The sequence below is a fragment of the Streptomyces sp. NPDC033165 genome (assembly GCF_055577965.1).
In genome coordinates this window covers 579977-606880 of the sequence record NZ_JBVIPK010000001.1, presented here as the reverse complement: position 1 = coordinate 606880, position 26904 = coordinate 579977, and the positions used below count along the sequence as shown (strand labels likewise).

At 70.7% G+C, this 26904-nt stretch carries 42 protein-coding genes and 1 pseudogene; 8 read left to right on the top strand and 35 right to left on the bottom strand.

The window, feature by feature from the left end; genetic code table 11:
* Positions 1–215: 215 nt before the first annotated feature.
* From ACZ5WC_RS02875 to ACZ5WC_RS02730, 30 genes are all read right to left on the bottom strand, one after another.
* Positions 216–572 (bottom strand): hypothetical protein, encoded by a 357-nt coding sequence (locus ACZ5WC_RS02875; protein ID WP_468539153.1) that lies wholly within the window; start codon positions 570–572, stop codon positions 216–218.
* Between the two features lie 75 nt (positions 573–647).
* Positions 648–2486, bottom strand: a complete 1839-nt coding sequence (locus ACZ5WC_RS02870; RefSeq protein ID WP_468539152.1) for a glycerophosphodiester phosphodiesterase — start codon at positions 2484–2486, stop codon at positions 648–650.
* Between the two features lie 108 nt (positions 2487–2594).
* The gene (locus ACZ5WC_RS02865; protein WP_468539151.1) at positions 2595–2777 is read right to left on the bottom strand and encodes a hypothetical protein; all 183 of its coding nucleotides are present in this window, start codon (positions 2775–2777) and stop codon (positions 2595–2597) included.
* Between the two features lie 14 nt (positions 2778–2791).
* Positions 2792–3151 carry a DUF6221 family protein gene (locus ACZ5WC_RS02860; protein WP_468539150.1) on the bottom strand — a complete coding sequence of 120 codons (360 nt, stop codon included), beginning with the start codon at positions 3149–3151 and terminating at the stop codon, positions 2792–2794.
* 234 nt (positions 3152–3385) lie between these two features.
* Positions 3386–3679, bottom strand: coding sequence for a hypothetical protein (locus ACZ5WC_RS02855; protein WP_468539149.1), 294 nt, complete (start codon positions 3677–3679; stop codon positions 3386–3388).
* Entirely contained in the window at positions 3676–4185 is a 510-nt protein-coding gene (locus ACZ5WC_RS02850; protein WP_468539148.1) for a hypothetical protein, read from the bottom strand. Before ACZ5WC_RS02850 ends, ACZ5WC_RS02855 begins: the two co-directional genes overlap by 4 nt.
* Before the next feature lie 8 nt (positions 4186–4193).
* Positions 4194–4343 (bottom strand): hypothetical protein, encoded by a 150-nt coding sequence (locus ACZ5WC_RS02845; RefSeq protein WP_468539147.1) that lies wholly within the window; start codon positions 4341–4343, stop codon positions 4194–4196.
* A gap of 16 nt (positions 4344–4359) precedes the next feature.
* On the bottom strand, positions 4360–5136 hold the full coding sequence (locus tag ACZ5WC_RS02840; protein ID WP_468539146.1) for a helix-turn-helix domain-containing protein: 777 nt from the start codon (positions 5134–5136) through the stop codon (positions 4360–4362).
* A 169-nt stretch (positions 5137–5305) separates the two neighbouring features.
* Positions 5306–5944 carry a hypothetical protein gene (locus ACZ5WC_RS02835; RefSeq protein ID WP_468539145.1) on the bottom strand — a complete coding sequence of 213 codons (639 nt, stop codon included), beginning with the start codon at positions 5942–5944 and terminating at the stop codon, positions 5306–5308.
* Positions 5945–5987: 43 nt separating this feature from the next.
* Positions 5988–6218 carry a hypothetical protein gene (locus ACZ5WC_RS02830; protein ID WP_468539144.1) on the bottom strand — a complete coding sequence of 77 codons (231 nt, stop codon included), beginning with the start codon at positions 6216–6218 and terminating at the stop codon, positions 5988–5990.
* Positions 6215–6385 carry a DUF6085 family protein gene (locus ACZ5WC_RS02825; protein WP_468539143.1) on the bottom strand — a complete coding sequence of 57 codons (171 nt, stop codon included), beginning with the start codon at positions 6383–6385 and terminating at the stop codon, positions 6215–6217. The genes ACZ5WC_RS02830 and ACZ5WC_RS02825 overlap by 4 nt, the downstream gene beginning before the upstream one ends.
* A 63-nt stretch (positions 6386–6448) precedes the next feature.
* Positions 6449–6652: a hypothetical protein gene (locus ACZ5WC_RS02820; protein WP_468539142.1), complete on the bottom strand. Its 204-nt coding sequence runs from the start codon at positions 6650–6652 to the stop codon at positions 6449–6451.
* Positions 6653–6678: 26 nt separating this feature from the next.
* Positions 6679–7092 carry a hypothetical protein gene (locus tag ACZ5WC_RS02815; protein ID WP_468539141.1) on the bottom strand — a complete coding sequence of 138 codons (414 nt, stop codon included), beginning with the start codon at positions 7090–7092 and terminating at the stop codon, positions 6679–6681.
* Positions 7089–7709, bottom strand: a complete 621-nt coding sequence (locus tag ACZ5WC_RS02810; RefSeq protein ID WP_468539140.1) for a hypothetical protein — start codon at positions 7707–7709, stop codon at positions 7089–7091. The genes ACZ5WC_RS02815 and ACZ5WC_RS02810 overlap by 4 nt, the downstream gene beginning before the upstream one ends.
* A gap of 73 nt (positions 7710–7782) precedes the next feature.
* The gene (locus ACZ5WC_RS02805) at positions 7783–8433 is read right to left on the bottom strand and encodes a DNA cytosine methyltransferase (RefSeq protein WP_468539403.1); all 651 of its coding nucleotides are present in this window, start codon (positions 8431–8433) and stop codon (positions 7783–7785) included.
* Between the two features lie 50 nt (positions 8434–8483).
* On the bottom strand, positions 8484–9134 hold the full coding sequence (locus tag ACZ5WC_RS02800; protein WP_468539139.1) for a zinc finger domain-containing protein: 651 nt from the start codon (positions 9132–9134) through the stop codon (positions 8484–8486).
* A complete protein-coding gene (locus ACZ5WC_RS02795) occupies positions 9134–10114 on the bottom strand; it encodes a hypothetical protein (RefSeq protein ID WP_468539138.1) in 981 nt (326 codons plus the stop codon). The genes ACZ5WC_RS02800 and ACZ5WC_RS02795 overlap by 1 nt, the downstream gene beginning before the upstream one ends.
* 74 nt (positions 10115–10188) lie before the next feature.
* Positions 10189–11001, bottom strand: coding sequence for a DNA polymerase III subunit beta family protein (locus ACZ5WC_RS02790; RefSeq protein WP_468539137.1), 813 nt, complete (start codon positions 10999–11001; stop codon positions 10189–10191).
* A complete protein-coding gene (locus ACZ5WC_RS02785; RefSeq protein ID WP_468539136.1) occupies positions 11001–11588 on the bottom strand; it encodes a WhiB family transcriptional regulator in 588 nt (195 codons plus the stop codon). Before ACZ5WC_RS02785 ends, ACZ5WC_RS02790 begins: the two co-directional genes overlap by 1 nt.
* A complete protein-coding gene (locus tag ACZ5WC_RS02780) occupies positions 11585–11962 on the bottom strand; it encodes a hypothetical protein (RefSeq protein WP_468539135.1) in 378 nt (125 codons plus the stop codon). The genes ACZ5WC_RS02785 and ACZ5WC_RS02780 overlap by 4 nt, the downstream gene beginning before the upstream one ends.
* A 5-nt stretch (positions 11963–11967) precedes the next feature.
* Positions 11968–12753 carry an ERF family protein gene (locus ACZ5WC_RS02775; RefSeq protein WP_468539134.1) on the bottom strand — a complete coding sequence of 262 codons (786 nt, stop codon included), beginning with the start codon at positions 12751–12753 and terminating at the stop codon, positions 11968–11970.
* Entirely contained in the window at positions 12750–13796 is a 1047-nt protein-coding gene (locus ACZ5WC_RS02770) for a YqaJ viral recombinase family nuclease (RefSeq protein ID WP_468539133.1), read from the bottom strand. The genes ACZ5WC_RS02775 and ACZ5WC_RS02770 overlap by 4 nt, the downstream gene beginning before the upstream one ends.
* Positions 13793–13990, bottom strand: coding sequence for a hypothetical protein (locus ACZ5WC_RS02765; protein WP_468539132.1), 198 nt, complete (start codon positions 13988–13990; stop codon positions 13793–13795). Before ACZ5WC_RS02765 ends, ACZ5WC_RS02770 begins: the two co-directional genes overlap by 4 nt.
* Positions 13983–14186: a hypothetical protein gene (locus ACZ5WC_RS02760; protein WP_468539131.1), complete on the bottom strand. Its 204-nt coding sequence runs from the start codon at positions 14184–14186 to the stop codon at positions 13983–13985. The genes ACZ5WC_RS02765 and ACZ5WC_RS02760 overlap by 8 nt, the downstream gene beginning before the upstream one ends.
* Before the next feature lie 61 nt (positions 14187–14247).
* Entirely contained in the window at positions 14248–14427 is a 180-nt protein-coding gene (locus ACZ5WC_RS02755) for a hypothetical protein (RefSeq protein ID WP_468539130.1), read from the bottom strand.
* Positions 14424–14561 (bottom strand): hypothetical protein, encoded by a 138-nt coding sequence (locus ACZ5WC_RS02750; RefSeq protein ID WP_468539129.1) that lies wholly within the window; start codon positions 14559–14561, stop codon positions 14424–14426. Before ACZ5WC_RS02750 ends, ACZ5WC_RS02755 begins: the two co-directional genes overlap by 4 nt.
* Positions 14558–15145: a hypothetical protein gene (locus tag ACZ5WC_RS02745; RefSeq protein WP_468539128.1), complete on the bottom strand. Its 588-nt coding sequence runs from the start codon at positions 15143–15145 to the stop codon at positions 14558–14560. Before ACZ5WC_RS02745 ends, ACZ5WC_RS02750 begins: the two co-directional genes overlap by 4 nt.
* Positions 15142–15528 carry a DUF6197 family protein gene (locus ACZ5WC_RS02740; protein ID WP_468539127.1) on the bottom strand — a complete coding sequence of 129 codons (387 nt, stop codon included), beginning with the start codon at positions 15526–15528 and terminating at the stop codon, positions 15142–15144. The genes ACZ5WC_RS02745 and ACZ5WC_RS02740 overlap by 4 nt, the downstream gene beginning before the upstream one ends.
* Positions 15529–15675: 147 nt before the next feature.
* Positions 15676–15918, bottom strand: coding sequence for a helix-turn-helix transcriptional regulator (locus tag ACZ5WC_RS02735; RefSeq protein WP_468539126.1), 243 nt, complete (start codon positions 15916–15918; stop codon positions 15676–15678).
* Entirely contained in the window at positions 15902–16207 is a 306-nt protein-coding gene (locus ACZ5WC_RS02730) for an XRE family transcriptional regulator (protein WP_468539125.1), read from the bottom strand. Before ACZ5WC_RS02730 ends, ACZ5WC_RS02735 begins: the two co-directional genes overlap by 17 nt.
* A 258-nt stretch (positions 16208–16465) precedes the next feature.
* On the opposite strand from ACZ5WC_RS02730, the gene ACZ5WC_RS02725 reads away from it, so the two are divergent.
* Both ACZ5WC_RS02725 and ACZ5WC_RS02720 read left to right on the top strand, forming a co-directional pair.
* Positions 16466–16834: a helix-turn-helix domain-containing protein gene (locus ACZ5WC_RS02725; RefSeq protein ID WP_468539124.1), complete on the top strand. Its 369-nt coding sequence runs from the start codon at positions 16466–16468 to the stop codon at positions 16832–16834.
* Positions 16835–17458: 624 nt separating this feature from the next.
* Positions 17459–18715 (top strand): tyrosine-type recombinase/integrase, encoded by a 1257-nt coding sequence (locus ACZ5WC_RS02720; protein WP_468539123.1) that lies wholly within the window; start codon positions 17459–17461, stop codon positions 18713–18715.
* Between the two features lie 370 nt (positions 18716–19085).
* On the opposite strand, the gene ACZ5WC_RS02715 is transcribed toward ACZ5WC_RS02720, so the two are convergent.
* On the bottom strand, positions 19086–19517 hold the full coding sequence (locus ACZ5WC_RS02715) for a nuclear transport factor 2 family protein (protein ID WP_468539122.1): 432 nt from the start codon (positions 19515–19517) through the stop codon (positions 19086–19088).
* A 362-nt stretch (positions 19518–19879) separates the two neighbouring features.
* Between ACZ5WC_RS02715 and ACZ5WC_RS02710 the strand changes: the two genes are divergently transcribed.
* A complete protein-coding gene (locus ACZ5WC_RS02710; RefSeq protein WP_468539121.1) occupies positions 19880–20695 on the top strand; it encodes an inositol monophosphatase family protein in 816 nt (271 codons plus the stop codon).
* Between the two features lie 12 nt (positions 20696–20707).
* Here the strand turns inward: ACZ5WC_RS02710 and ACZ5WC_RS02705 are convergent, their stop codons facing one another.
* Entirely contained in the window at positions 20708–21331 is a 624-nt protein-coding gene (locus tag ACZ5WC_RS02705) for a histidine phosphatase family protein (protein ID WP_468539120.1), read from the bottom strand.
* Between the two features lie 133 nt (positions 21332–21464).
* Between ACZ5WC_RS02705 and ACZ5WC_RS02700 the strand changes: the two genes are divergently transcribed.
* From ACZ5WC_RS02700 to ACZ5WC_RS02685, 4 genes are all read left to right on the top strand, one after another.
* Positions 21465–21686, top strand: a complete 222-nt coding sequence (locus ACZ5WC_RS02700; RefSeq protein ID WP_468539119.1) for a hypothetical protein — start codon at positions 21465–21467, stop codon at positions 21684–21686.
* 102 nt (positions 21687–21788) lie between these two features.
* Entirely contained in the window at positions 21789–22133 is a 345-nt protein-coding gene (locus ACZ5WC_RS02695) for a DUF8108 domain-containing protein (protein ID WP_468539118.1), read from the top strand.
* A gap of 132 nt (positions 22134–22265) precedes the next feature.
* The gene (locus ACZ5WC_RS02690) at positions 22266–22730 is read left to right on the top strand and encodes a DUF7144 family membrane protein (protein ID WP_468539117.1); all 465 of its coding nucleotides are present in this window, start codon (positions 22266–22268) and stop codon (positions 22728–22730) included.
* Between the two features lie 125 nt (positions 22731–22855).
* Complete coding sequence (locus ACZ5WC_RS02685; protein ID WP_468539116.1) at positions 22856–23080, top strand: DUF2277 domain-containing protein; 225 nt, start codon at positions 22856–22858, stop codon at positions 23078–23080.
* A 31-nt stretch (positions 23081–23111) separates the two neighbouring features.
* On the opposite strand, the gene ACZ5WC_RS02680 is transcribed toward ACZ5WC_RS02685, so the two are convergent.
* Positions 23112–24056 (bottom strand): DedA family protein, encoded by a 945-nt coding sequence (locus tag ACZ5WC_RS02680; protein WP_468539115.1) that lies wholly within the window; start codon positions 24054–24056, stop codon positions 23112–23114.
* Positions 24057–24436: 380 nt separating this feature from the next.
* On the opposite strand from ACZ5WC_RS02680, the gene ACZ5WC_RS02675 reads away from it, so the two are divergent.
* The gene (locus ACZ5WC_RS02675) at positions 24437–25072 is read left to right on the top strand and encodes a superoxide dismutase family protein (protein ID WP_468539402.1); all 636 of its coding nucleotides are present in this window, start codon (positions 24437–24439) and stop codon (positions 25070–25072) included.
* A 150-nt stretch (positions 25073–25222) separates the two neighbouring features.
* Here the strand turns inward: ACZ5WC_RS02675 and ACZ5WC_RS02670 are convergent, their stop codons facing one another.
* Positions 25223–25672, bottom strand: coding sequence for a DoxX family protein (locus ACZ5WC_RS02670; RefSeq protein ID WP_468539114.1), 450 nt, complete (start codon positions 25670–25672; stop codon positions 25223–25225).
* Positions 25673–25756: 84 nt separating this feature from the next.
* Positions 25757–26818, bottom strand: a pseudogene (locus tag ACZ5WC_RS02665) (metallophosphoesterase family protein); the annotation flags it as partial.
* Positions 26819–26904: the final 86 nt, after the last annotated feature.

Sequence of the window (26904 nt, the reverse complement as noted above, 5' to 3'; positions counted from 1 at the left end):
TGTGTCCCATGCCTGGGCTGTGGGGATGAGCCCTGTGTCGAGGCCGCATGGGCATGTGGTGCGTGCTTGGCCTGTGCGTTCGACTGGGGCCCATCCGTTCTCGGGGGGCAGGTCGCGCGTCTCGGCCTGCACGTTGGGGACGTGCTCCATGGCTGCCTCCTGGCGTGGGTCGGCCCGGCGGCACGGTATGCGCGGCCGGGCCTGGGTGGATGGGTTCAGCGCTGGATGAGCTTTACCTCGTGGGCCGTCCACGTGTCGTCGTCCTCGGTGGACGTGGTGCATGTCCAGTTGCTGCGGACGGTGGCCCCGAATCCGTTCTGGCTGTCGACGACTCCGGTGACCTTGTACTTCCAGGGCTTGGTGTCGCTGAGGACGGTGGTCTTGGCGTAGTCGTCGTCCATGACGCCGGGGAACTTGGCGGTGCCGGGTGACTTGAGGCGGTCCTTGACGAAGCCCTCGCACATGACTGCGGCGCTCTCGTCGAGCGGTTTGCCGTCGCCGGAACCGCAGGCGGTGAGTGTCAGGAGCAGGCCGGCCGCGATGAGCGTGGCGGTGGTGGTGCGGGTGCGCATGGTCCCCCCAGGGATGGTGTGCGGTGGGGGCCATCATCGGCCGGGCCTCGGCTCGGTGTCTGGCTGTTCGGCCAATCAGAGTTGGGTGATGGCGAGGTTCCGCCAGTGGGGTCTGGTGTCGAGGTCGGTGATCGACCCGTTGGACAGCCCGTGGTAGCCGCCCCGGTAGGTGGTGTCGGCGATGGGCCCGGTGGTCCATCCGGTGCTGTCGGTGCGGCGGAGTTCGACGGTGGTGGGGGTGACGTCGATCTCGAACGACATGGCCGTGTCCGCGACGGGGGTGTCGGTGTTGACGGTGGACCCGATCTGTGTGCCGGAGGTGACTCCGGCGGTGTGCCGGTAGAGCTGCATGTCGCCGTTGCCGCGGAACACCATGTGGTAGCCGCCGGTGTCGTTGGCGTTGGAGAACCGGTACACGTCGTCCGAAACCTTGCCGAAGTACCAGCCGCTGTGGAGTGACGAGGCAGGCAGGACCACGTGCTTCATGTCGAACGCGATGCGGTACCCGGCTGCGCTGCCCTGGATGGGGCTGTAGGTGCCGAGCCCGTAGGACTGGTTCGGGAGGACGTTGATGCTGACCCACCCAAGATCATCACCGTCGCCGAACTTCAGGGCGTACACCGGGTCATAGTCCAGGGTCGGTGTGCCGCCGGGCTCTTTGATGCCGAGGTCCCAGCGGCTGAACGTCCGCTGCGGCAGGTTCGTGGATACGTATCGGGGGTCGGACGACATGATGCCGACGACGCCGAGCCCGGTCAGCCGTGCGACCTGGCTGCGCCGGTAGACGGGCCAGGCGAAGACGGGCTTGCCCCTGTCGACGACCTGGCTGATCCGCAGGTCGGTGAACGTCGTCTGGACTCCCCAGTAGTCGACCATGCTGTCCACAGCGTCCATGGTTGCGTCGCTGGTCCCGGAGTCGAGGTACACCCAGGTGCGGTATCCGCGGCCCTTGGCCCAGGGCAGGGACAGGGTCCCGATGTGGGCTTTCCAGATCACCGACCGCGGGGCGTGCGGGTAGTACGTGTCGAGGAGCGTCTCGGTGGGCACGACGGCATCGTTGCCCTTGGGCTCCAGCAGGATCGGGATCTTCCCGAGGAACTCGTCGAGGACCTGTCGCAACGACACCATCGGCTGGTCGGTCCACCCGGGGCCGAGGAGGGTCCGCCCGTTGGTGAGGACGGCCTGGCCGACCTCCTCCGTGGTGTACGTGGTCAGGGCACCGGTGGAGTAGGTGGTGCGGTCGAGGGTGAGGTCGTGGAGGCACCACAGCTCACCGCTGGCATCCACGTTCACGGACACCTCAAGCGGGAACCCCATGGCAGCACAAGCCCGGTAGCCGACGAGGGTGTGCTCGGGGCGGACCATGCCGCCACCCCTGTGGCCGAAGAACACCGGGCTGGACGGTGTGGCTGCGCCGATGATCTCGTCGACGGTCTGGATGGCGTTCGGGAGGTACAGGGTGGCGGCGGTGGCTTCGGCGGTGGCGATGGCGTCGTCGGTGTATGCCTCGGCGTCGGCGTTGTTGCCGTCGGCTCCGGGCGGGCCGGGTACGAGGACGTAGTCCCCTGTGTAGGGCTCGGTGGGGGCGAGGGTGGCGAGGTCGATGGTGGGCCCGAGGTCCGTTGTCAGGAGGACGGGGTAGACGCGGCCGGGGGCGTCTTCCGGGTACTCCATCACGGTGTGGGTGTAGCCGGTGGGGTCGTATCCGTCTGCGTCGGCGGTGAGGACGGTGATGGTCAGCTCTCCGTCGACCCAGCGGGCCTCGGCGTCGCCCTGGACGGTGTGGCCGAGGGTGGGGTTGGCCACGAGTGTGGGTGCGGGGCGGAGGACGATGCGGCCGCGCATGGGGCCGCCGTCGGGGTGTGTGCGGTTGTCGGTGATCGTGATTGTGGGGGTGCCGTCGGGGAGGGCCATGTCACCTCCCGGGGTACGACGAAGCCCCCGGGGCCGTGGGGCCGCTGCGGGGGCGTCTGGGCATGCGTGAACTGCTGGGGGCAGTGTTGCAGCAGCTCAGGGCGGTGGTCAAGCCGACACGAGACCGGCCTTGAGCGCGATGAGGGCTTCAACTTCTTGGAGGTCGACGAGGGCGCGGCCGCGGGGGTCGTATCCGCGCCGTGCCAGCTCGCCGCGGTGGATCCAGGTGCGGAGCGTGGCGGGGCTCTTCCCGGTGGCGGTCTGGGCGGCGTAGAGGTCGACGAGGGTCATGCGCCCAGTGTGCTCTACGGCCGCCAGTCGTCCCGGTAGTCGGGGTGGTCGGCGTACGGCAGAGCGAGGAGGCGCAGCACGTCGGCGCGCACTGCCCATTCGAGCCCCAGGGTTGTGGAGGTAGTGCTGGCCAGCTTGGTCTCGTACCGGCGCATGAAGGTCTCGATCATCCGTCGCTTGGCGTCGACGTCGCGCAGGACGCGGGCCGGGTCGTGGCGGGCGATGTGCTCGGCCACCGCTTCTTCGTCGTCCGACTGCGTGTGGATAGTCGACTCAGCGTCGGGGGCGTCGCCACCAGTCACCCTGCCAGCGGCACGCGCGATCCGCTCGTCGTCGTCGAGGCGGTTGCGGAGGAACTGTACGAGGTCGTCCATGGGGTCATCCTCTCGTGGTGAGGCCCCACCGTCGGGGGGATGGCGGTGGGGCCTCGGTCCGTAGCAGCGCGGCAGCCAGCTCGCGATCCTGCGGGTGTGATGCGGTCAGGCTACTGCGGGGGTGTGACAGCGGGGGCTACTTCTTCTTGGCGGCCTTCTCGGCGGCCCGCTTCTGCTGGGACTGCTCGTTGCGGCGGGCGAGGTCGCGGATGCTGATCTGCTTCTCCAGGGCCATCAGGACCCCTCCTTCTGCCAGGTGATGGTGCAGTGGCCGGGCTTGTCTTCCGTGACGCTGAACTGCGGTGTTGTGTCGTCAGCCCCTTCTGGGACCGGTGGGGGAGCGGGGTTAGCTGCACTAGGCACGGACCGTGCGGCGCGCCACAGGGCGACGATGCCGACCGCCCATGTGGTGAGGATTCCGGCGGTCGTGGAGGCGGCGTATACCCCGGCGAGCGGCGTCCCGAGGACGACGGCGAGGACGCACCCACCGGCGGCCGGGCTGCCCTCCTCCGGCTCCTTCCGGCTCATGCGATGACCCCGTAGACCGCGTTCCCGGCCCAGTTGACGGCTTGCGCGAGGGGTACGGCGGCGAACCCTGCGACCCCGGCCGAGGTGCCGAGGGTGATGCCGCACCAGGTGCCCATCTTGAGGTTTCTGCCGTGCTTCGACTTTTTCGCGGCGGCGATCATCACGACGGTGAGGATGAGGACAATTGCGGTTCCGGTCTGGGTGAGCGGGAGGTATGAGGGGGTGCCGGCGGATCGGCCGGGCTCGCCGCCGACGCCCCAGACGAGGGCTGCGTCTCCGAGCCAGTTGGTGATCCAGAGGGTGGTGTCGGCAATCCAGCCGATGATGCCGCCGACGGTGAGGATGGCGAGGACGCCGTAGGCCCAGGCGGCGAGGAACGGGGCGAGGCGGGCGATGTGGGGCAGGGGCTGCTTCTGAAGCGTTTTGAGGCCGGGCCACCAGGTGACGAGGGTGGCGAGGAGGATGCAGATTCCGACGGTGACGCCGCCGATGGTGACGATGTTCACGGTGGTCCTCAGCGGAGGATGGCCGCGCCGAACGCGGCGATGGTGAGCACGAGGGCGACGGTCCCGGTGACAGGTGGGACGGCGTCGGCGGCCACGTAGGCCAGACCGAGCAGCGCGAGGACAGCTGCGAGCGCGCAGAGCAGGCCGAAGAGGGCCATGAGACGGGTGGGTGTCTCAGCCTGCGGCGGGGAGCGTCTCGGGGTCGTAGAGGTTGCCCAGCGAGGGGTCGACGAGGGCGGGGCGGATCTTGCCGCGCTGCTTCCAGGTGCCGACGGTGCTGGGGCTGACGCGGTAGTGGGCGGCGACTTCGCCGGTGGTGAGGAAGCGGGGCGGCTCGGGTGTCTCGTCCGGCTGCTCGGTCGGCTCGGGCTCCGGCTCACCGGGCTCGTTGGCCGTCTTGGTCGGCTGCTCGCCCTGCTCGGGTTCGGCGGCGGGCTGCTCGGGGGCCTGCTCGGCGGGGGGCGGGGCCGCGGTCTTGATGGGGGTGGCGGCGAGATGGAGCAGGTGGCCGAGCACGAGGGGCGGGACGCATGAGACGGCGACGACGAGCCACAGGGGTGTGCGGGGCTCGCTGCTGAGATGCCCGGTGACGAACATGTGGCTCACGGGCTGGGCGGCCATCGCGGCGCCGAGCGAGAGGATCGCTCCGGCGACGGCGGAGCGCTGCCCGGGGGCACCCTTGGGGCGTGCGCTGGCGACGGCGGCGGCGATCCCGGCGTAGGCGGCGAGGACCCCGGCCATGCCCCACGCGAGACGGTCGTCCCATCCGGCGAGGACGGCGAGATGGTGTTCGCCGGGGGCGCACATGATGAGGACGACGACGGCGACGATGGGGCGGCCGGCGGCAGTGAAGGCGCGGACCCACCAGGGGGTGCGAGCAAGGGGCTGAGCAACTGCTGTACCGGGGTGGTCACGGTGCAGGAGGCGCGAGATACGATCACGGATAGCCACGGCGAGATCTCCAGGTCTCTCGGTGGTGAGGCCTTCGTCCGGTGTTGGTAGCACTGGGCGGGGGCCGCTTTTTTGTGTTCTAACGCGGGACTATAGCACGGTAGTTGATGGTTAGTCACGGTTTGTGAGGGCTGAGCTAGTGGGGTAGCTCAGCCGAGCCAGGGGTGAGTCAGGCGGCAGCCGTGTCGGCGTCGATCAGCTGCTTGAGCCCGGCCCACAACGCGGGCGGGTAGCTCGCCGAGCACCACGGGCAGCTCACGACTGTCTCGCCGGGCTGGAGGGTGAGCACGGCCCCGCAGTGGGTGCCGTCGGTGTGGGCGGCGGGGCAGTGGCCGATGCGCCGACCGCGGGGCCGGGGGTCGGGGTCGACGACCGAGGACGCCGAGCGGTGGAGCTCGGCGATCTCGCCCGCGAGGTCACCAGCGGCAGGCCAGCCGGACACGATCCACGGCATGTGGGCGAGGAGCCCCGCGACGGCCGTGTGGAGCCGTGTGAGGGCGTCCCCGGCCAGCCGTGGGGCCCGGAGGTGCCGGTCGCGGTGTACGGCCGTCAGCCAGTCGCTGGCGACGTCTGCCATGCCGCCGGGGGCTCGGAGGCCGAGGACGTGCTCGTTGACGGGCAGGGGGGCGGGTCCGCCCTTGCCGCCGCGTCCCTGTCCGGTGGCCATGCGCGGGGCGAGGTGGGCGGCGAGCGCTTCGTAGAGCCGGGGCAGCTGCTGGAGTTGGTCGGTGAGCCGCTGGGTGCAGGGGATGCAGAGAGCACTGCCGGTGGGGTCGGGCGTCTCGCAGTGGGTGCAGGTGGTGTCCATCGCGGCGGGCTCCTCGTGCGGGTTGGGCTGGTGCGGGTGGTGGTCAGGCGGTGGCTGCGCGCTGGTCGCGGTTGCGTGCGGCCCGGCAGCGGGGGTACGGGCAGCCGGTCACCGGTGGCAGGTGGTGGGCGTTGCACACGGCGAGCTGGTCGGTGCACTGCCCGGCGACGAGGTGGCAGACCATCTCGGCGAGCTGTTCACCTTCGGCGGGGAGGATGACGCCGCGTCGGGCCCGGTCGAGGAGGTGGTGGAGGCGCTCGGGCTGGGTGGTCACCGGGCCCCCTCGGTGGTGTGCTGCTCCAGGAGGGTGCTGGCGGCGTCGGGTTCGGGGCAGTCGAGGCGGGCGCAGGTGACGTAGCCGCCGGAGCCGAGGAAGAGGCTGGTGCTGCCGCAGGCGGGGCAGTGGCCTTGGACGGTGGGGAAGCCGGTCTGTACGGGCACAGCAGGGTCCTTACGGTTCGGGGGTGGCCGCTTGTGGTGGGGCGGCCACACAGCAGACAGGGGTCAGGCGGCGGGGCGGTCCAGTTCGGCGGCGATGGCTGCGCGCGCCTCCTCGGAGTCGTGCATCGGCTCGTTCCAGTGGCAGTTGGCGCACCAGAACGCGGCGGGTTCGGGCTGGGGGGTGAAGTCGCGGCAGAGCGGGTTCGGGTTGTTAGGCACGTTTCGGGCGGCGTTTGCGGCCGGGGCGCAGGTGTCGGCGAACGTCATGTGGGTCCTCCGTGGTTGGGCCGGGATCACCCGACAGCAGGGGCGGGGGCGGTGGTGCGGGCGCGCTCGTACCGGGCTCGGGCGGCAATGAACTCGGCGTCGGAGCCGCCCCGGTCCGGATGGGCGTCCGCCATGGCCTGCTTCAGCTCGGCCAGGGAAGGCGCGGACGGCGGCGTGTGCCGGTACACGGCGGGCTCGGTGAGGTAGACCGTGGAGTCGGCTTCCCACCAGCCACTGGAGAGGCGGTGGACCTGGCCGTCGGCTTCGAGGCGCTGCCGGTCGACGAAGCGGGTCATCCCCCGGAACTCGTAGTAGACGCGCTTGGGGGTCTTCTTCACGACGGGGAAGCTGACGGCGTGGGGCGGGCGGTAGCGGGTGGAGTCGTCGTCGACGGTGCTGTCGATGCCCCAGACGTACTCGGTGCGCGCGGGCGTGGTCACCGGGTCTCCTCGGGCGCGGCAGGGACAGCGGGCGGGCCGGGGCAGGTGACGGCGGTCGGGTCGGTGGTCATGCGGTCGGTCTGCATCTCGAACGGGGGCCGGTGGCAGCAGGGGGTGAGCCCGGATCCGTCGGGCGGGCAGGCGTGAACCACGCTGTGGTCCGCCTGCTCGGTCTGGTGTGCCCCGGCGGCAGCCTCACCGGCCAGACGGCGCAGCTCCGACGTGGCCCACGTGATGCCGGGGGCGAGGCGTGGGCTGGTGGCCTCGTCCATGGCGTCGATGCGGTCGGCCTCGGCCCGCAGCGCGGCGGCCCGGTCGGCAGGCGCAGGCGGAACGGCGGGGGCTTCCAGGGCGAGTCCTCCGTTGCGGCCTGTGCGCTCCCGCTCCTCGTAGCTGAACGGGTCAGCGGCCGTGTCCTCGCCCGTGGTGGTGCCGAGGAGCTGCCGGGCCACCGCCAGAGCCGGGTGCACCAGGGTGGCAACCATGCCGCCCTCGCTGGGCCTGTGATGGTCTGACGCGTCGGCCAGGACGGTCAGCAGCCGGGCCAACTCCGGGCCGGGGGCACGCACGGCGGCGGCGCGCAGCTGGTCGGCGGGGCGGTCAGGGGTGGTGGGCATCAAGGACTCCAGGTGGTCGGTACGGTGGTGGGGCGCCCGGGCCAGGTAGCAGCCGGCCCGGGCGAACACGTGGTCATATGGCGGTAGCCGGGGTGTGGTGGTGGTCGAGGTACTGCCGGCCGATCCACTCCGTGTACGCCGGGGGCACGGCCTGGCGGGCCTCGGTCTTGTTCATCCAGGTGCAGCCCATGGCGTCCGCGTAGGCCCGCTCGCCCTTGTGCTCGAACGGCAGCAACCCCTTGTGGTGCCAGCAAGGCGAGAGCAGGTCACCGCCGCCGCCCCACGAGGTCTCGAAGACCCGGTGGCGGCGCACGTTCAGCCCGAACTGGGAACCGCACAGCAGGTAGTCGGGGCGGAGCGCGCCGCACCACGACGCCTCGGGGACGTTCTCGATGACCCAGGGGCGGCCGGTGGACTGCATCGCTTCGCGGCCGGCCGGGATGAGGTTCTCGTGGTCGTCGCGGTTGCCGCGCCAGGCGGTGACGCGGGCGAAGTACTGGCAGGGCCAAGACCCGTGGATGAGGTCGAAGTCGGCACCGTGCTCGGTGACGTACTGGACGGCGTCGGCCTGGTGGAAGGTGAAGGGGTAGTTCGGCATCGGGTTGATGTCGACGCCGACGACGTCGTATCCGGCGAGGTAGTAGCCCATGGATAGGCCACCGGCGCCGCAGCAGGCGTCGAGGACGGTGAGCCCGTTCGGGACGCGGGGCGGGAGGTGGTCCATGTGGGTGCTCCGGAGGTCGAGGAGGACGCGGGCCCGGGCCAGGGCGGCCGTCACGCGGCGCTCGCGGCAGCAGCGTCGACACGGGACGGGTGCGGGCCGGCCAGCCGGTGCCGGGTCTGGCCCTTGCCCGGGCGGGTGCACGGCATGGCGACGGCGGCGCGGCAGGTCTCGACGGGGCAGGCGACGGCGAGGGCGTCGGGGCGGCCTTCGCGGATGGTGGCGATGCGGGCGGCGCGGCGGGGCCGGTAGGCGGCGAGGACGTCGTCGACGGACTGCGGGATGTACCGGCCGAACGCCTTCAGCCGCTGCTCGGCTTCGGCCGCGGCGGGCCCGGAGGTGAGGGCCTTGTGCTCGACGGGGGGCTGTTGGCCGGTGGCGACGGCCCGCCGGTGGGCGGCGAGCTGCTGCCGGTAGGCGGCCTCGTCGTCGGGGTCGACGGGCGGGGCGGGGTCGACGTCGCGCTGCATGCGGTCGCGGACGGTCGCGGCCCACTGGGTGGCGATGTCGGCGGGGAGGATCGGCCACGTGCTGCGGGCGTAGTGCTTCTGCACTGCGCGGACGGCGTAGTCGAGGGGGACGTCGGCGAGGATGCCCGCCCACATGAGGATCTGTGCGCGCCGCTCGGTCTTGTCCTCGCGCCGGACACGGGGGTCGGCAAGGGCGATCTCGGCGATGAGTTGGGGGATCTGCTCGGGCTCCATCAGGCGCCTCCGGTCTTCCGCTGGCGGAGCTCTTCAGCGATGGCCGCCATGTCTTCGAGGTACTCGGTGGTCTTGCTGGGGCCGGTCACGGATCGGAGGCTGGGCCGTCCGTCCGGAGTGGGCGCGGGGGTGGGCAGGGCGTGCCAGCTGTCGTAGAAGAAGCGGCTGGAGACGACGGGCGTGCGGGCGGACTGCCAGCTGCGTGAGGCCTGTTCGACCATCAGCGGTACGCCGAGGCGCTGGATGTCGTTGTGGAGCCGGATGAGGTCGTCGCCCTTGAACTTCCAGGGGACGTGCATGCCGGCGGTGCCCATGGCGGCGGTGAGGGGCTGGAGCCAGTCGGGGCCTACCGCTGCCGCCGCTGGTGCCTGGCCGTAGACGGCCGGGAGGTGGTCTCCGGTGCGCGGGGGGTAGGGGGGTGGTTCTTCCGTAGGAAGAACCGGGGTAGGGGTAGGGGACGGGGCAGCGTTACTAACGCCGTTACGAAACGCGTTGACCTGCGATGACGATCGATTCTCGGCACCGTTTCGAAGCGTCGTCGTGTCGCCGTCGTGCTGCGTTCGTGTCGTCGTCGTGCTGTTTCCCTGCGAAGAGGCCCCTTCCGTAACGCCGTTACGGTTGGCGTTACGGGCGGCCTCCCGCTCCTCCTTCCTTCGCTCGCGCCACGCCTTCTGCCGCTCGGCGTTGCTCTTCCGCTCGGCCTGGACCTTGGCCCGGTCCGGGTTGTATTCGAGGTAGTCGTGGATCGTCCAGCCGCCGTCCGCCGGGTCCCACAGGCCAGCGTCCTCCAGCTCCTTCGCGACGGACTTCAGCCCGCGGACGCGGGCGATGAAGGGGAGTTCGCGGGTGAGGATGCGGCCCTCGGTGAGGTTCTCGGAGGACCAGCAGAGGCCGGAGACGTACAGCCGGAACGCTCGGTCGGAGAGGAGCGCGACCTTGCGGTGCGTCGGGAACCGGTCGTCGAGCTTGACCCAGGGCATGTGCGGCTTCTTCCGTACGGGGTTGCGGTGGTGCGGGTGGTGGCCCGGGGCGCGGCAGCCCCGGGCCGAAGAGGTCAGGCCGCGGGCGTCAGCGGTCCGAACAGGGCGACGACTTCAGCGAGGGTGTGGTCGTCGTCATCGATCCCGACCAGCCGCATTAGGGGCTCGCCCATCCGGTCGCTGCCGGTGTACTCCCAGGGGTCGCCCTGCTTGTCGGCCCACTGGATGTCGAGGTTGTAGCCCTCGCCCTCGAAGTACGCGAAGCGGGTCAGGGCGCTCGTCCACCGGTCGGTGAGCTGGGTGCGGGTGGTGTGCTCGATGGTGGTGGGCATCTGCATGCCGATGAACTCGCCAGCGTCCTCGATGAAGACGAGCGGCTTCTTGGGCCCGGCCTGGAAGAACGCCAGCACGTTCCCGGCGTGCTGCCACCGGTCGAGGAACTTGGTGGTGACTCCGCTGAGGGGCACGGCCTGCGGTTCGCTGTCGAGCGTGCTGCGGACGAGGTTCCGCCAGTTCGGGAACTGCCCGTAGCGACCGGCCGGGTAGGCGATCCGCAGGCTCGCGCCGTTCCCGTTGAGGGTCAGGGTGTTGTCGCCGTCGTCGTTGGTTCCGGGGACGACGCTGATGGTGGTGGTCTCAGCGGTCTTCAGCCAGGCCGTGACGGTGGGCAGGTCCTCGGACGGGATGACGGCTGTCCACCGGTCGCCCTCGTTGATTCCCGTGCGGGCGACGCCCATCGTGTAGCGGTCGGTGGCGACGGCCGTGAGGTCGTGGTTCCGGGCTTCGAGGTGGATGACCGTGAGGAGGGGGAGGGTTTCGTCGTCGCTCAGGTGCGGGGTGACCTGCTTGATCATGCGGTGCAGGTCGTGGGCGGTGATGAAGGCCATCAGGCAACGCTCCGTTCGGTGGTGGTGCCGGTGTTGCGGAGGCGGCGGTCAGCAGCGGAGTTCGCGGCCCGGCACGGGTCGCACGGCTGCTCGCCGATACGCCGGTGCTTCTGGTAGCCGCCGCGGGTGCCACACTCCGTCACGGCCGAACCACGCTGGCGGGCACGCTCCCGCTGAACCCGGCTGCTCTTGGCGCTCGCCTCCCGGCATGCCTCGTCGATCGGCTCACCCCGGCGCACGTGCCGGTTGTAGGCGGTCCTGGTGCCGCAAGGGGCGAGCGGCCCGCGGACGCCCCGGTCTGCCTCCCACCGCTGCTTCGGGGTGAGACCGCCACGGATGCCGTACCTGGAGGCCTTGCCCTGGCCGCGCTCCTCGTCGGCGGCTGCCTGTCGGCAGAGCAGGAGGACGGGGCAGGAGAGGCAGGCGGTGATGGCCTCGCGGATGGTGGCCTTGTCGCTGGGCTCGGCGAACCACAGGTCGTCGTTCGGCGCCGTACGGCACACGGCCCGGTCCTGCCAGCTCGTGGTCTGGTCGAGGGTGTTGGGGGCGATGTGGGACCGGGTGACCTTGAACAGGGTCGTGCTCATGACGTCACCTCCGCTCGGGGCTTGTCGCTGCGCCTGGTCTGCCAGTGCGCGCCGAGGTCCAACGTGGGGTTGTCGAGGCCGACGGCGTTGTCGTACGCGGCCTGCACCCGCGCGGCCCGGCGCTCGGCGGCGGTCACCTCCGTGCGGAGCCGGGCCACGATGCGGACCAGGCGGGCAATGCGCCGCGTGTACCGGATCGCGTCCGCGAGGCGGGCGAGCCGGACCCGGTTCAGGGTGTCGTCGGCGGCGGTGAACTGGCCAGCGGCGGTGCGGGTCGCGGACTGCATGGCACGGACGTTGCGCTGGGCTTCGTCGCGCTGCTCACGGATCCGCTCGTAGTCGGCGGCCAGGGCGTTGTACTTCCTGCGGGACACGGGCATCACGCCTCACCGCCCGCGCGCTCCTTGCCGATGCGGACGACCATCTCGCCGATGGCCTCCTCATCACCGACCTCGTTGGTGACGAGCGCGCCCAGCTGCTGGCTCTGCTTCAACTCGAAGTGGATCTGCCGCAGCCGTCCGGCACTGGTCGACGGGTTGCAAACCTCGTCGAGGTAGGAGACGGCGGACCGGACGGACGACTCGCCGCGGTCGATGTCCGTGTGCCCGGGGTCCGGGTCGCCGGTCGGCACCAGACCACCGTTGAGGAGAAGCACCCGAAGCGCCACGGACTGAGCCTTGGCCGACCCCTTGTCGCCGGAGTCGAGCGCCTCCCCCTGTGACTGGGCGACGAGGACGTCGCCGCGCGGCCCGATGATGTGCCACGTGATCGTGGCGGTGCACTCGCGGGTGGCCTTGCCCTTGGCGGTCTTCGTGTCCCGGTACGTGGCGTTGACCTGGTGAGGGATGACGTTGACGCCGTGGCGCATGGTGACAGGGGCGAAGGCCATGACGGTAGCGTCCACCCCGCGGAAGTTGTAGCGGGTGTATCCGTCGTTGTACTCCTCGCCCTTCGCGATGCCGCGGATGTCCTTCCGGACACGGAGCCAGGCGAGGTGGACGGGGATCATGTCCGGGTCGTCGTCGCCCGGCTCGTAGTTGGCCATCGGGTCGACGGCCGGGGCCTGCTCGGTGACCTCGGGGAGCGTGTACTCCTCGGGCGCCGGGACGGTGGTGGTGTCGGGTCGGCCGGCCGCAGCCGCCGCCCGCTCAGCAAGAGTCGTCATGCCTGGTGCGCCTCTCGGACGGTCTTCGGGATGTTGATGCGGCGCGACGGCCGGTCCTCCACGCACGCCGCGTAGGCGTTGGGGAACTCCTCGCGTAGCCGCTCGCGGTCGACGTGCTCGCGGGTCGTCAGGTCGTAGGAGAACGCCACCCGGTCGCCCTGCACGGCGGTGTCGCCCGCGCCGAGGGCGCCGACGAGACCGGCCAGTGCCGTCTTCTTCCGGGCCTTTGCCTCGCGCTCGTCGTTCGCGGCGTCGAGGTAGTCGGACAGGGCGTCCTGGGCGTCACCGTCACGGTCGATCGCGACGACACCTGCCCGGTCGTGGTGCAGCTGCTCGTACAAGTCCAGGAGGACGTCGGGGTCGGCGTCGTGCGGGAGGATCGGCGGGCGGCGGTCGGTGATCTGCTGCCACGCCCGCGCCCCGGCGGCCCGCAGGTCCGCGATGAGCTGCTCGTGCTCGGACGTCCGGACGACGAACTGCCGGTAGTCGTTACCGCCGATGAGGACACCGACGTGGATGTGGTCGTAGCCGCAGACGTCGGCCTGCCACAGGGTCTGGGCGAGGACGTCGTCCGGGCACCCGGTGCGCCACTGCCCGGCCTTGAACGCGGCCCGGCACTTGATCTCGACGGCGCACCTTTCGCGGCCGTCGGCGAGCGGGCATTCGAGGACACGCCGGTCAAGGGTGCACATCTGCCACGGGCGGTCGACGTTCGCGACGAGCCCGACACGGCGCACGACGGACCGGTTACGGCGGGCCCACTCCCGGGCGACGGTGTCCTCGATGGCCCGACCCCACAGGGCGGGCTCCGAGTCGTCGCCTTCGAGGGGGAGACCGCCAGTTTTGTCGTGGTAGACGGAGAGGGCGTTGCCATAGCGGCTGATGCCGAGGACGGCGGCCATGTCGGAGGAGCCGAGACCGTTGCGGCGGGCGGTGAGCCAGGCGGCGTGGTCGGCGTCGGCGGGGAGGATGAGGCGGCCGGTCGGGGTGACACGGCGGCCGGCGGCCGGGGCCGAAGCCCCGGCCAGCGCGGTGTTCGTCACGCGATCACCCCGATCGCCTGCGCGGCCTCGTACAGGCCCCACCACATGGCGGCGCTGATGGGGAGGGCGATGACGCAGCCGACGCCGACGGGGCCGTCGCAGTCGTAGGACGCCCGGTCCTGGAGTTCGCGCTGGTTGCGGCCGACACCGTCGGCGCGGGGGCGGCGGTACTCGCCGCCGAACGTGTCACCCACGGGAGGCCTCCCGCCCGACAGTGGCCCGCCAGTCGTTCCACTCAGATACGGGCAGGCCCTCCTGGGCGTCGTTCATCGCGGTCGCGGCGGCGAGCGCGAGGGTGGCGTGCACCTGCGCGTCGGCGATGCTCTGTGCCGTGCGGTACTCGTCCTTCAGGAGGCGCTCGGCCTCGCGGTAGTGCTCGGGTCCAGTCATCGGGTGCCTCCGGTGCAGGTGCAGTCTTCGAACGTGCGGCGGCAGGTCGGGCAGGAGCCGGTCATGCCGTCCTCCGGGTCTGCCTCGGCATCGGGTTGGTGGCGAGGTACGCGCGGGTCGCGGCGTACGAGGGGTGTCGCATCTGCGACGGCATCCACCGGGCAGCGGACGTGAAACCGTCCTCCGCCATCGCCAGTTCGTCGGGGGTCGGCCCGTCCTCGGGCGTCAGGTCGTCGTTCACCGGTGGCCTCCGAGGCGGTGCAGCAGCTCAGCGAGATGAGTCAGGGGGTGGTGGCCGTCGATCACGACCACGAGGGCGATGGCGCACAGGGCGTACGCGACGGTGGAACCAGCGACGATCTGCCAGCCGCTCACGAGGCACCGCCCGGGCGCGGGTCGACGTGAGTGAGGCTGATGCAGGAGCTGTGCCCGTCCACCCAGACGACGGCCGTGTGCCCGCCGAGAACGGACGCCGCGCTGCGGGTGCGGGTCACGAGCCGGGTGCACTTCGAGTCGTCCTCGGGACGGCATCCGGGATACGCCGTGACCGGTGTGCCCACGGGGTGCAGGGCGTTCCAGCGGTCGGCGGCGGTCGCCGGGAACTGGTCGATGATCGACCGGTCCACCGCCGCACGCTCGGCCGCGTCGGAGGGCAGTGGGGGCAGTTCCTCGTCCTCGTCGTGGGTGAGGACCCAGCGCTTCGCCTTCAGGTCCCACTCGATGTGCTCGTCGCTGAACGGCGCGGAGATGTGCCCGTCCGGCTCCACGTGGAAGATCACGTCCGCGTCGACCAGGGCGTTCAGCCCGGCCACCGCCCGCTCCCACGGAGAGGCCGCCGACTCCGGCGACTGGAGCAGCCCCGCAGCCTCCAACGCCGCCGCGATCCCCGCCGCCGTCTGCCGCTGCTTCTGCGCCGCCAGGATCACCCCGGCCGCCGCGTTCACCCGCTTCGCGTTCACAGGGACACCGCCGTAGCGTCAGCCGCCGCGTACAGAACCGCGACCGCGCACTCCGTCGTACGCCCCTCGACGTCACCCCACGCCGCGATGTGGAACTCCAGCGAGAAGATGTCGCCCCAGAACGGGCCCTCGCCGTTCACCTCCAGGCGCAGCGCCAACACGCTGATCGCCCTGTCGGACAGCAGCGACGTCTCGTGCGGGTCACCCGACACCACACACCGCAGCGCAGCCACGATCGACAGCGGACGCAGGAAGTGCGGGATGCACATCTCCCGGTCGAACGGGTCGGGCAGGTAGTCGCCCTGGTAGTGGCCGTTCGCCGCGAGCAGCCGGGCCGCAGCCCGGAAAACGGCGGGCACCGTCGTCGGGCGGGGGATCGTCACGTCCACGTGGACCGTTCGCCGGTGACCGGCAGGCAGATCCGTCGGACGGATACTCTGTACAGACACGATGTCCTCGTCTCTCTCGTTGGTGAGGCGTCGTCGGGGTCGTTCGGATGCGCGTCCGGCGGCCCCGCTTTACGTGGTGGGTCAGGCGGACGCGGCGACGAGCCGCGCGGACGAGTCCGCGTCCTGCTCCGCCATCCACGCCTGGACCTCAGCGAGGTCGAACCGGCGCTGACGGCCCGGGAACGGGACCGTGGGCATACCGGCCTTGATCCACTGGAGGACCTGCCAGTCGGAGACGCCGTAGTACGTCTCGATCGCGCGCTGGTTCAGGAGGGGCACGAGCCCGGCCGGGAGGGTGGAGACGCGTTCACTCTTCTTCGGCATCGGAGCTTGACCTTTCTACTGTCACTGTCGAATGTGTGGGCATGCGACTGAACAAGGCGTGCATGCGGTCATCGAGGGCCTCGGTGATGAGCCATGCCGTGCGGAGCTCTGTGCGCTCCCGGGCCGTGGTGCCGCGGCCGGTGAGCCGGGCGATCGTGGCCGGGCTGACGCCTCGCCCCTCCGGGTCGACCGCCTTCGTCTTCTCGGAGAGCTCGTCGAGGGTGAGCTGCTGCCGCTTCAGTGCGTCGCGGAGTGGCTGGCCTTCGTCGTTGCGGAGCACCTTGGGCATGGGTACCTCGGGCTGTTCGGTGCGGGTGGGCTCCTCGTTTCGAGGCGCTGCGACAGTTCTACAGTCGCTGTCGCAGTCGTGTCAACGGGAACTTCCGAGAACTTCCGAGACGTGTCACGTGATTCGAATGCGCGTTCTATGGTGGAGTCATATGTCAGCACGCCGGGGCGTGGCGGGGAGGTCACGCGCCGTGTGATAACCCGCCATGCTTCTACTTTTACTTGCGAAAAGTAGAGATCAAAGGGCACCCTTAGTGCCGTGGCAACAGACGACGCGACCCCCACCGAAGACCTCGCTCAGCTGCTCGCGCGCCTGAAGGACGAGTACGGCGTGAACGACAGCCAGATCGCGACGGCTATCGGTGTGTCCGTCTCCACCGTCAACACCTGGGTCCACCGGAAACGGCAGCCCCGCCCGGACGCCCTACGTGCCCTCGCCGCGGCGTACCCCAAGTTCACCGAGGACCAGGTCTTCGCCGCCGCCGGCCGGAAGACCCCTGGTCCGCTCAGCCGCACCGCTGAGGAGCGCCTCCTTGAGCTTTTCCGGGGGCTCACGGCAGAGCAGCAGGAGATCAAGGAGCTGGAGCTCCGCGCGCTGAACGAGTACAACCGTTCCGCGCTGTCGTGAGTCTCCTCTAAATGGAGTCCGTCACTCCCTGCTCATAACGGGTCGTCAGCTTCTGTAACAGTGGTCGCATTCTCAACGACTCAGGGGTACGGTCGTTCGCACGGCCGTCGCCCTCCCCCTTCGGCCGCAGGTTCCCATCTCGCCTGCGTATCCGGGGGTCCGCATGTGCATTCGCGTTCGTTTCGCCAAGATCGGCACGGCTCCGCTGTTCGACGCCGTAACCCAGACCATCGCCCTCCCTCCCGACCTTGACCGCGAACACACGGTCACCGCCGCACGGGCGATTCTCTCCGAACTCGCAGTGCCACAGGCCCGGTTCGGTGCACGCTGTTTCTGCGGGGAGCCGCTCGACCTGAGCCCCCGCGTACCCCAGCAGCGAAGGAGTGACGAGCAGGTGATGAAGCATGTCTAGAGGCGATCTCTACCAAGTCGGCAGCCGTACGTGCGGATGCGTCGACTGCATCGAGGACTACCCGCCCGCACAGTACGGAGATCGGCCGGGCCGGGATGGTTGTCTGGGCCGGTGGCGGGCCAGGTACCGCACGCCAGAGGGAGTGCAGAAGCAGAAGACGCTGCCCTCGCGCGCGGACGCTGTCCTTTTCCTGCGGACTCAGGCGGCGCCTCATGGCGCGTAGAGCCACGAACAACCCGCGACAGCTTCGAGAGAAGGGCTGCGGCTGCAAGGCCTGCATCGAGCACTACCCCGCCGACAAGTACGGCGAGCGGAAGAGTCGGCGCGACTGCATCGGCAGCTGGCAGGCCCGCTACCGGGACCCCGACGGCAAGCAGTGCGGTCCCGTGTTCCCCACCCAGAAGGAAGCCACGGCCCACCTGGACAAGGTGCGCACCCAGGTGCGCGAGGGGACCTACCAGGACCCGAAGCGCGGCGCGATCACCGTGGATGACTGGTACGCGATCTGGTGGCCGACCGTGAAGGTCAAGTCCGTCACCACGAAGAACCGCAAGCTCAGCGCCTGGACCGTGCACGTCCAGCCGAAGTGGGGCAAGCGCAAGCTCAACACGATCACCTGGCTCCAGGTGCAGGACTGGATCAGCAACGAGGTCAAGGGCCACGCCACGCAGAAGAAGGTGCTGGAGCTGCTGCGGCACATGATGGTCGCCGCGCTCCGCGACCGGCGCATCAGCGTGAACCCCTGCACCGACATCGAGGTGTCCCCGGCCCCGGCCCGGCACCCCGACGAGCTGATCCCGCCGACCGCGGCGCAGTGCGCCCTGATTCGCGAACAGCTCGATGAGTACTACCTCCCCCTTGTAGTGTTCGCGGAGGAGACCGGGATGCGATGGGGTGAGTACACGGGCCTGCGGGCCTGCAACGTGGACCTCGGCAGCGCCACGGTGAAGGTGAAGGAAGTTCTCATCGACGACCGGGGGAAGATCCGGCGGAAGATGGCGCCGAAGTCCCGTGCCGGATTTCGCACCGTTCCACTCACCCCGGCTGCTGTCGCCGCCGTGCAGACCATGCTCGACAAGTGGTCGCCGGCCACTACCGAGACGCCCATCGGCGATGGTGAAGACCTGCGCCGCGAAGAGCTCATCTTCCGCGGCCCGAACGGCGGGCCGCTCACCCGGCCGAACTTCCGCCGGCACTGGATCCCGGCCATCAAGGACGCTGGCCTGGCCCGGCTGGTGAAGAACGAGGAGACCGGCCGCACGGAGTACTGGCCGCGTGTGCACGACTTGCGGCACACGTTCGCCACGAGGTTGAAGGATGCCGGGGTCCCGGAGAAGGACGTCCAGGTCATCATGGGCCACGAGCGTGGGGGTCGGGTGACGTGGTTGTACCAGCACGCTGGGCCGGAGTTGGTGGAGGAAGTGCGTGCTGCCCTGGTCAAGGGCCGCCCGCTACGGGCTGTTTCGTGAGGGCGGATGCCGCATCGATGCCACATGGATGCCACAAACCCCGCTCGGGTGGTCTCGGAAGTTCTCGGAAGTTCCTGTTTCCGCAAGTGAGAGCGATGCTCGGAAGTTCTCGGAACGTCTCGGATTCTCTCGCCATCGGTCTACGGGTTCTTACAAAGCAGATGTCGGCGGTTCGAAACCGTCCGCGCCCACCAGACACGAAGGCCCCCAACTGATCATGGTTGGGGGCCTTTGGTGTCCACCCGCATGCTCCAGGGCGTCGAGTACGAGGCGCAGGGCTATGAGAAGGTCGCCTCGGCCGGCCGCATACGGCCCTGGGCGAGGGTGAAGCCTGATCCGGGCATGCCGACTCTCCGGAGGCTACCGGTGATCAAGCGGCCCTCCGGTCGCTCACCGCCTCCGCGATCGACAGGCTGTTCTCGTAGAGGTGGTGCCGGGTGATCCGGCCGTTCTCGACGGTGAGCCGCAGCGCGAACGGGCCCTCGAAGGACCTGCCCGTCGCGCGTACGGTCCCCGACAAGTGCCCCATCAGTACGGCGTCGGCGCCGTCCACGAGGAAGGTGTCGACGGAGGTCCGGGCCTCCTCGGGGACCGTATGCTCCATCAACTCCCCGAACTGGGCCGCGCATTCGGCGGGCGTGGAGCGTGGGCGAATCCAGGGGACCGTCGGATTGTCGGCCAGCTGCCAGTCGACCTTGTCGGCGAAGAGCGCGGTGAACGCCTCGGTGTCTCCGGCCAGTCGGGCGGCGAGGAACTTCTGGACGACCGCCCGGGTGGCGTCGGCGGGGGATGTGGTGGGCATGCGGGCCTTCCTGCTGTTGGTGTGCCTCTTGTCGTGGGGTCTCTCTCGTCGGTGTGGTCGATGCTGCCGGGGGAGGGGCGGCGCGTCGATTACTCCCGAGGTAAGGGGGCGGGAGGGCCGGGCTGGGCCCGCGATGATGGGAGCGGATGACGTGCAGCGAAAGGGCACTTCATGGGGCAGAGCCTGGCCGAGATACAGGCCGTAGTGGTCAGGCCGTACTGCTCAGGACCTGGCGCTCAGGCCCGGCGCTCGGGGCCTGCTGCTCAGGGCCTGGCGCTTCGGCCTGGCTCCTTCGGCACATGGATCCTTCGGCATGGAGATTCGGCACTGTGAAGGAAGCGCCGTCCTCTACTCTGCGTGTCATGATCGAGTCAGTCGTCAGTCCTGCCTGCGCCGATTCCGACGTTGCCGTCGCCGCCGCGCTCGCCGGTGCGGAGGCTGTGCGTGCCCGGTACGGACGCCGCCTCACCCGTATCGACAAGGGCGCTGGGGACTTCGCCACCGACGCGGACCTCGCGGCCGAGGAAGCGATCCTCGCCGTCATCCGTGCCGCCCGGCCCGAGGACGCGGTGCACGGGGAGGAGGGCGGTCGGCGGGGCGCGGTCGGTGCGGGGCGCGAGTGGTTGGTGGACCCCCTGTGCGGCACGCTCAACTACGCCGTCGGCTCCCTGCTCGTCGCCGTCAACGTGGCCCTGCGCGACGGTCCGGCCGCGGTGGCCGATCCGTTCGGGGGTGAGGTCTTCTTCACTGATGGGACGGCCGCCCGCCTTCGGCGGCAGAGGGATGAGGGGGCGGGCGATGGCGGTGAGGTCTTGGTCCCTGCCTCGGACAACCGGCTTGTGGATGTGAACCTGGACCCGCCCTTTCCTGGCGCGCCGGGGTTCAGGGCCGTGGACCTCCTCGCCCACCCCGCCTTTGTCGAGCGCTTCCGTCCCCGGGTCGTGTCCACCACCCTCGCGCTCGCCTGGGTCGCGGCGGGCAAGCGTGCCGCGTACGTCACCGATGGCGGTGACCTGCGCGAGAGCGTGCACTTCGCCGCGGGCATCGCCCTCTGCCGGGCTGCTGGATGCGTCGTCACCGGAGTCGACGGGGCTCCGCTCGGGCCGGCGGGCCGCGGTCTCGTCGCCGCTGCGGACGCCGAGACGCATGCGTCGCTCCTGTCGATGATGCGTAGCTGACCAGTGCCGTTCTCAGACGTGCAGTTCGGGCGGGAAGCCGGTCCAGCGCAGGTCCCTCGGGAGGTGGCCGGTGTCGTTGAACAGGAGGACGGACGCGGGGCGGTCGGGGGCGTAACGGATGACGGTCAGTGCCGCGTTGGCGTGGTTGATGCTCAGCCATCGCCACTTCGGGGCGTCGAGCGCTGCCCGTACGAGCCAGCCGACCAGGAAGTTGTGGGTGACGAGGAGATGGTGGCGGGGCTCGTCCCCCTCCACTGGGCCGGTGAACCGTGCCAGGGCCTCCTCGGCCAGCTCCGGGCCCTTCTCGCGTTCCTCCGCCGGGAAACCTGCCAGACGTGCGAGCGTCGCGTCCGCCGACTCCGGGGGCAACTCCTCGCGGCGGGGTAGGTAAGGAATGTAGTCGCCGGCCGGTTCGGACCGCAGCAGCGGTACGTTGGTGAGCTGCTCGCCGATCAGCCGTGCCGTCTGCTCCGCGCGGGCAAGCGGGCCGTGGTGGACTGCCGTGAGGGGCACCGTGCCGAGCCGCTCCCCGAGCAGCGCGGCCTGGCGGCGGCCGTTCGCCGTCAACGCGCTCTCGTCCGACGACGCCTCACCGTGGCGCGTGATGTACAGGTAGCGGGCAGCCGTTGCCGTCATCGGCGCGTCCTCCGTCGGGCGTCGGATTTCATGATCGTACGAAAGAGCGGACGCCGGGTTGTGCCAGCCCGGTTCCGTACGCGTTTCCGCCTCCCGGGATGCGCGCGCGCAGCGGCCGGGGCACCGTGGAGGCATGGCCGAGCACCCGCCTGTCATCGTTCACCCGCCGTCCACGACCGGGGGGCGGCGGGTGACTGTGCACGGGCAGATCGTGGGGCTGGCGCACGGACGGGGTGAGGTGGCCGCAATGCTGCGGGCCGCGGGGCTCGCTCCGGGGCCGGACGAGGCCGTCGTCGAGCTGGACCGGCCCGAGCTGATCGAATGGCGCGGCGGCGACCTCGATACGTGGGGATGATCCCCTGACGCGCGACACGTGGGATGCGGTGCGTCATGTGGGGTGGTCCCGTGAGGCGACACATAGGGGTGGTCCCGTGAGGCGACACATGGCGGTGATCCCGTGAAGCGTCGTCGAACGGCGCCCGAGAGCGCATCGATCGAGCCGCCTCCCGGCTATTACACCGCCGCGGGTGAGCCCCCCGATGCCGCGCAGCGTGCGCTGATCCTGGACTGGGTGGTGAGCCGGCGCATCGCCGGCGGGTGGCGGGTCGAGTCGCGGTCCGGGAGCCAGGTGGTGCTGGTGCGCGGGCAGCCGGTGAACCATGTGCTGCACGCCATCCTCACCGTCTTCTCGTGCCTGGTCTGGGGGCTTGTCTGGGCCGGGGTGTCCCTGGTCAACCGTGTGGAGCGCGTGGCCCTCACCGTCGACGCCCAGGGGCGCGTCGTCCAGGTCAATGCGCCGTGACGTATCACCCGTACGGGTGTGTCCAGGTGGCTGCCCCCTGGGGCCGGGAGGAATGTCGGAGCTGATCTGCACGCACCACCAGGGCAGGTCAGGACAGCAGGCGCCCGCGCCTGTTCCGGCTAAGGAGTCCTCATGTCGCAGCCCAGTGAGCCCACCCCCGGCACCCCGCGCCCCGCCGACCCGCGCCCGGGTGGAGGGTCCGGCAGTGCGTGGGCGGCGGGGGGAACGGTGTTCGCCGGTGTCCTCCTCTTCGTGGACGGCATCCTCGGAGTGCTGAAGGGCATCGCGGGGATCGCCTCCAACGACGTGTACACGCGGATCAACGACTACGTCTTCAAGTTCAACGTGACTTCGTGGGGCTGGATCCACCTCGTCCTCGGCGTGATCCTCATCTTCGTGGGCTGGGGCATCCTTTCGGGCGCCACCTGGGCCCGGGGCGTGGGTATCGCGCTCGCCGCGCTGAACCTGATCGCCAACTTCATGTGGCTCCCGTACACGCCGGTCTGGGCCCTCGTCACCATCGCCATCGACGTCTTCGTCATCTGGGCCCTGTGCACGGACCGGTCGAATCCGAGTGACTCGGTCCGGAACGGCTGAACCCGTCCGGGCGGGGGCCCGGTGGGCGGGGCGGCGGGCGTCCGGCGTCCCGGGCGTTCAGCGGCCGGTGCCCGGACGTTCAGTGTCCGGTGTCCGTTGTCAGTGGTGCGGTCCACACTGGAGACATGTGCCGCAGCATCAAGACGCTCCGCCCGCCCGCCCTCCCCGAAGAGGCCACCGAGGAGGACGTGCGGGCCGCCGCCCTTCAGTACGTACGCAAGGTCTCCGGATTCCGCGCGCCCGCCGCGCACAACCGGGAGGTCTTCGACCGCGCCGTCGACGAGATCACCGCAGCGACGATGAAGCTGCTCGATGGTTTGGAGATACGCGGGGCGGCGGCCCGCCGCTGAGAGACGCAGTCCGGGGCCGGGCGGCCGCCGCTCAGGGGGTGACGGGCGTCGGTGCCGGTAGCTGGGCCGGTACGGTCACGGGGCCGGGGCCCGGGGCGGACGCGGGCGTCGGTACCGAGACCTGGGACGGGTTGGGCGCGGGCACGACCGCAGCGGGAGTTGCCTTCGGGGCGGGGGCGTTCGGCGCTAGCACTGCCTCCGGTGATTCTGCTGTCTTCGTTGCCTTCGCCGAGTCCGCTGCCTTCGAAGCGTTCGCCGCGTCCGCCGCCTTCGGTGACGGTGGTGGAACCGTCCCCTCGGCCGTCAGGTACTTCACGGCCCCCGCTGCCCCCGTCGCCGCCTCCGCGGTGGCCCGCGCCACCGTCGGGCGCTTGACCACGAACGCGGCCAGCGCGCCCGCCATGAACAGGGCCAGCACGGAAACCGCCGTGCCGAACCAGGTCGAGCCCAGCCACCGGCCGCCGAAGTAGCCCAGGCCCACGCTGTAGCAGGCCCAGGCCAGGCCTGCCAGTGCGGACCAGGGCAGGAAGTCCCGCACCCTGCGGCGCGCCGCTCCCGCGCCCAGGGAGACCACGGACCGGCCCGCCGGAGCGAACCGGGCGATGACGACCAGTGCCCCGCCGCCCCGGCTCAGCGCTGCGCCGAGACGTTCCTGCGCGGTGGTGAGGCGTCGCGAGCGGGCGATGGCCCGGTCCAGCCGGTCGCCCCCGCGCCAGGCGAGCCGGTACGCGACGAGGTCACCGAGCACCGAAGCGGTGGTCGCGCACAGGATCAGCGCGATCAGCGAGGGCACCTGCCCGGAGGTGCCCTCCCCGGCGCCGCTGACGGTGGTGGAGCCCGCGGCCGCCGCCGTGGCGGCCGTGATCACGAGTACGCCGCTGGGCAGGAGGGGGAGGAAAACGTCCAGGAGTACGGAGAGGGCGACCACCGCGTAGATCCATGGGCTGCTGGTCAGCGCGCCCACACTCTCTAGCACCGTCTACTACTCCCCGGTCGTGTCAACGCCGCGACGTCGCAGGGGAGCGGCAGGGGCGGCAGGTTCAGCTGTACAGCGTACGCGTGGGGGTTCTCCGGCCATCGACCAGGGCGGGTGATGTTGTGCACCTCACGTACACCTGGCGGGCCTTGTGCCGTTAGGCGGGGGGGGGGGGGGGGAGCGGCCGACGCGAGCGAGGAGCAGTACAGCACATGAAGCACACGAAGCACATGAAGCAGTCGGAGCACACGACGGCATGGATCGTACGGACGGGGAGCGGGGCGGCGCACTCGAATTCGGGTGCGTGGCGGACGGCATCGCGGGCGGGCGGTGCGTTGCCGGGGGCGCCGGGGGCTCGGGGCGTTCTGCGGGCCCCCGCCGTGCTGGCCGGGGCGTTGGCCCTGCTGGCGCTGGCCGGTGGGTTCGGCGTCGCCCACGGTGCGGGGGATGACGGAGCGTCCGGCGCGCATGGCGCCCATGGGGTGGGGTCCGCGGCCGTGGTCCCGGCGGGCGGCGGCCCGGGTCCCTCCGACGAGGCCGTCACGCGGGGCGGCGGCTTCTGGATGCGGGCCGCGGGAGTGTTCTCGCCGCCCGGCTCCTTCGTCCCGTCCGAGGCTCTGACGTACGACACCGCTCTGGTGCCGGCGGGCGCGCGGATCGAGGTCACGGAGTACGCGGGCGGGGCCGGTACCCGGGTCACCGCCCGGCTGCGGGGGCTCGTGCCGAACCGTGCGTACGGGATGCACGTGCACACCTCCCCGTGCGGCGCCGATCCCGCCGCGGCCGGGCCGCACTACCAGCACCGTCCGTCGGCGACGGCGGACCCGGTCAACGAGGTGTGGCTGGACTTCCGGACCGACGCGGACGGTGCCGGGCGGGCCGAGGCCCGGCACCGCTGGGGATTCCGCGAGGGCGGAGCGGGGTCGGTGATCATTCACGACCGGCAGGGTGGTGCGGGGGAGCGGGCGGCCTGCTTCACGGTGCCGTTCGGTCCCATGGGGGCGGGGCGGGGCTGATGGGGGCGGGGCGGGGCTGAGGAGGGGCCCGCCCGTGCTGCTGTGCCTGGTCTGCCTGCCGTACGTCGATGGCCCTCGTCCTCCGGGGCAAGAGGTGAGGGCCACCCGTCGTATCGGGCCGTCAGGCGTGCGGTCGGGCCTGGCGGCGGGTCAGGCCGCGACGGCCGAGGCGTCTTCGCGTCGGGACGCGTCCCCGGTCGGATTCTCGGCGCTCCGCGCGCCGAAGAGGCGATCCAGCGCCACGGCGCCCGGTCCGGTGAAGACCAGGAGCAGGAACGCCCAGCAGAACAGCGCCGACAGTCCGCCGCCGTTCTCGATCGGCATCAGCCCGTCGGGCTGATGCACCTTGAAGTAGGCGTAGGCCATCGAGCCCGAGGCGAGGAAGGCGGCGGCGCGGGTGCCGAGGCCGAGGGCGACGAGAACGCCGCAGACCAGCTGGATCAGGGCGGCGTACCAGCCGGGCCAGGCGCCGGTCTCCACCTGGTTGCCGCCGAGCACTCCGAAGAGTGAGGAGACGCCGTGGCAGGCGAAGAGCAGGCCGATCACGAAGCGGAAGAGGCTGAGCGCGTAGGGCTGGGCATGGTTCAGGCGGATGAGCATGGGGGGCGGGCTCCTTCGGTCGAGGTGGGGACGGGAACCGACTGGGTGCCTCAGGTTAGGGAAACCTCACTAGTACTTGCAAGTTCAACATTGTGGCGAGTGGCTGAAAGTCGACTCATCCTCAGGGGTGAGTGAACGCTCAAGAACCGTCTCCAGCTGCGCTCCTCGTCTGGTTGCTGTGGCCTGCGCCAACGTCAGCGCAGACTTCCGGCCACGCAACGTCAGCGTCATGAGCTGGTTACCGAACCAGGGGCCACCGGCTCTGCCCCAGGTCACCGGTGACGCTTGCGTACGGCCGTGGCGTGCCAGCAGACGGCCGAGGTGCCGACCCGTCCGGCTCCAGCCGAAGCGGAAGGCGGTGCGGAGCGGGCGGGGGACCGCGTTGTGCGTCGGGGAGCAGGTCAGCTGAAGGACGCGGGCCCGCGGTGCGCTCGTGGCGCCGGTGGCGGACCATCGGGGCTCGGCGATGTAGGCGTGGTGCACATCACCCGAGAGCACGCATACCGTCGCCGGGGCGTCCGGCCCGCTTCCGGCCTCCCGCAGCAGTTCCGTGAACCGGTCGAAGGAATCCGGGAAGGCGGCCCAATGCTCCAGGTCGGACGCCCGGCGCAGCTTCTCGCCGAACCGGGCCCAGCGCTTCCCGCGCACGCCCGCGCACAGGGCGGCGCTCCAGCGTTCCGTCTCGTGGACGAGCGGGGGCAGAAGCCACGGCAGGGAGCTGCCGATCAGGAGGTGATCGTATGAAGCCGGGTCGCCCAGAACCTCGTCCCGCAGCCAGCGGTCCGCTTCGGGGTCGAGCATCGCGCGCTCCTGCTCGGCCAGGACGCGGGCCGCGCGGGTGTCCACCATCAGCAGCCGTACTCGGCCGAAAACACGCTGGTAGCTCCAGCGGGTGCGGGTGGGGTCGGCGTCGGTCTCGGCCGCGAAGCGGCGCAGTGCCTCGGTGCCGTCGGGCGAGGCCCGCACCGCCGCGTACACGGGGTCGGTGGCCAGTTCGGCGGGGGAGAGGTTGCCCAGATGCTGGTGGACCCAGTACGACATGAGCCCGCTGATGATCCGCTCGTGCCACCAGGGGGTGGCGCGAATCCGCTCCTGCCAGGCGGCGCTGGTGTTCCAGTCGTCGATGACGTCGTGATCTCCCAACACACGGAACTAGTAGTTCTGGAGTGTTGTCGTGGGTGCATCGACGCTGGTCAAGCCCGGTACCGAGACCGGAACCCCTTCGGTCCCTA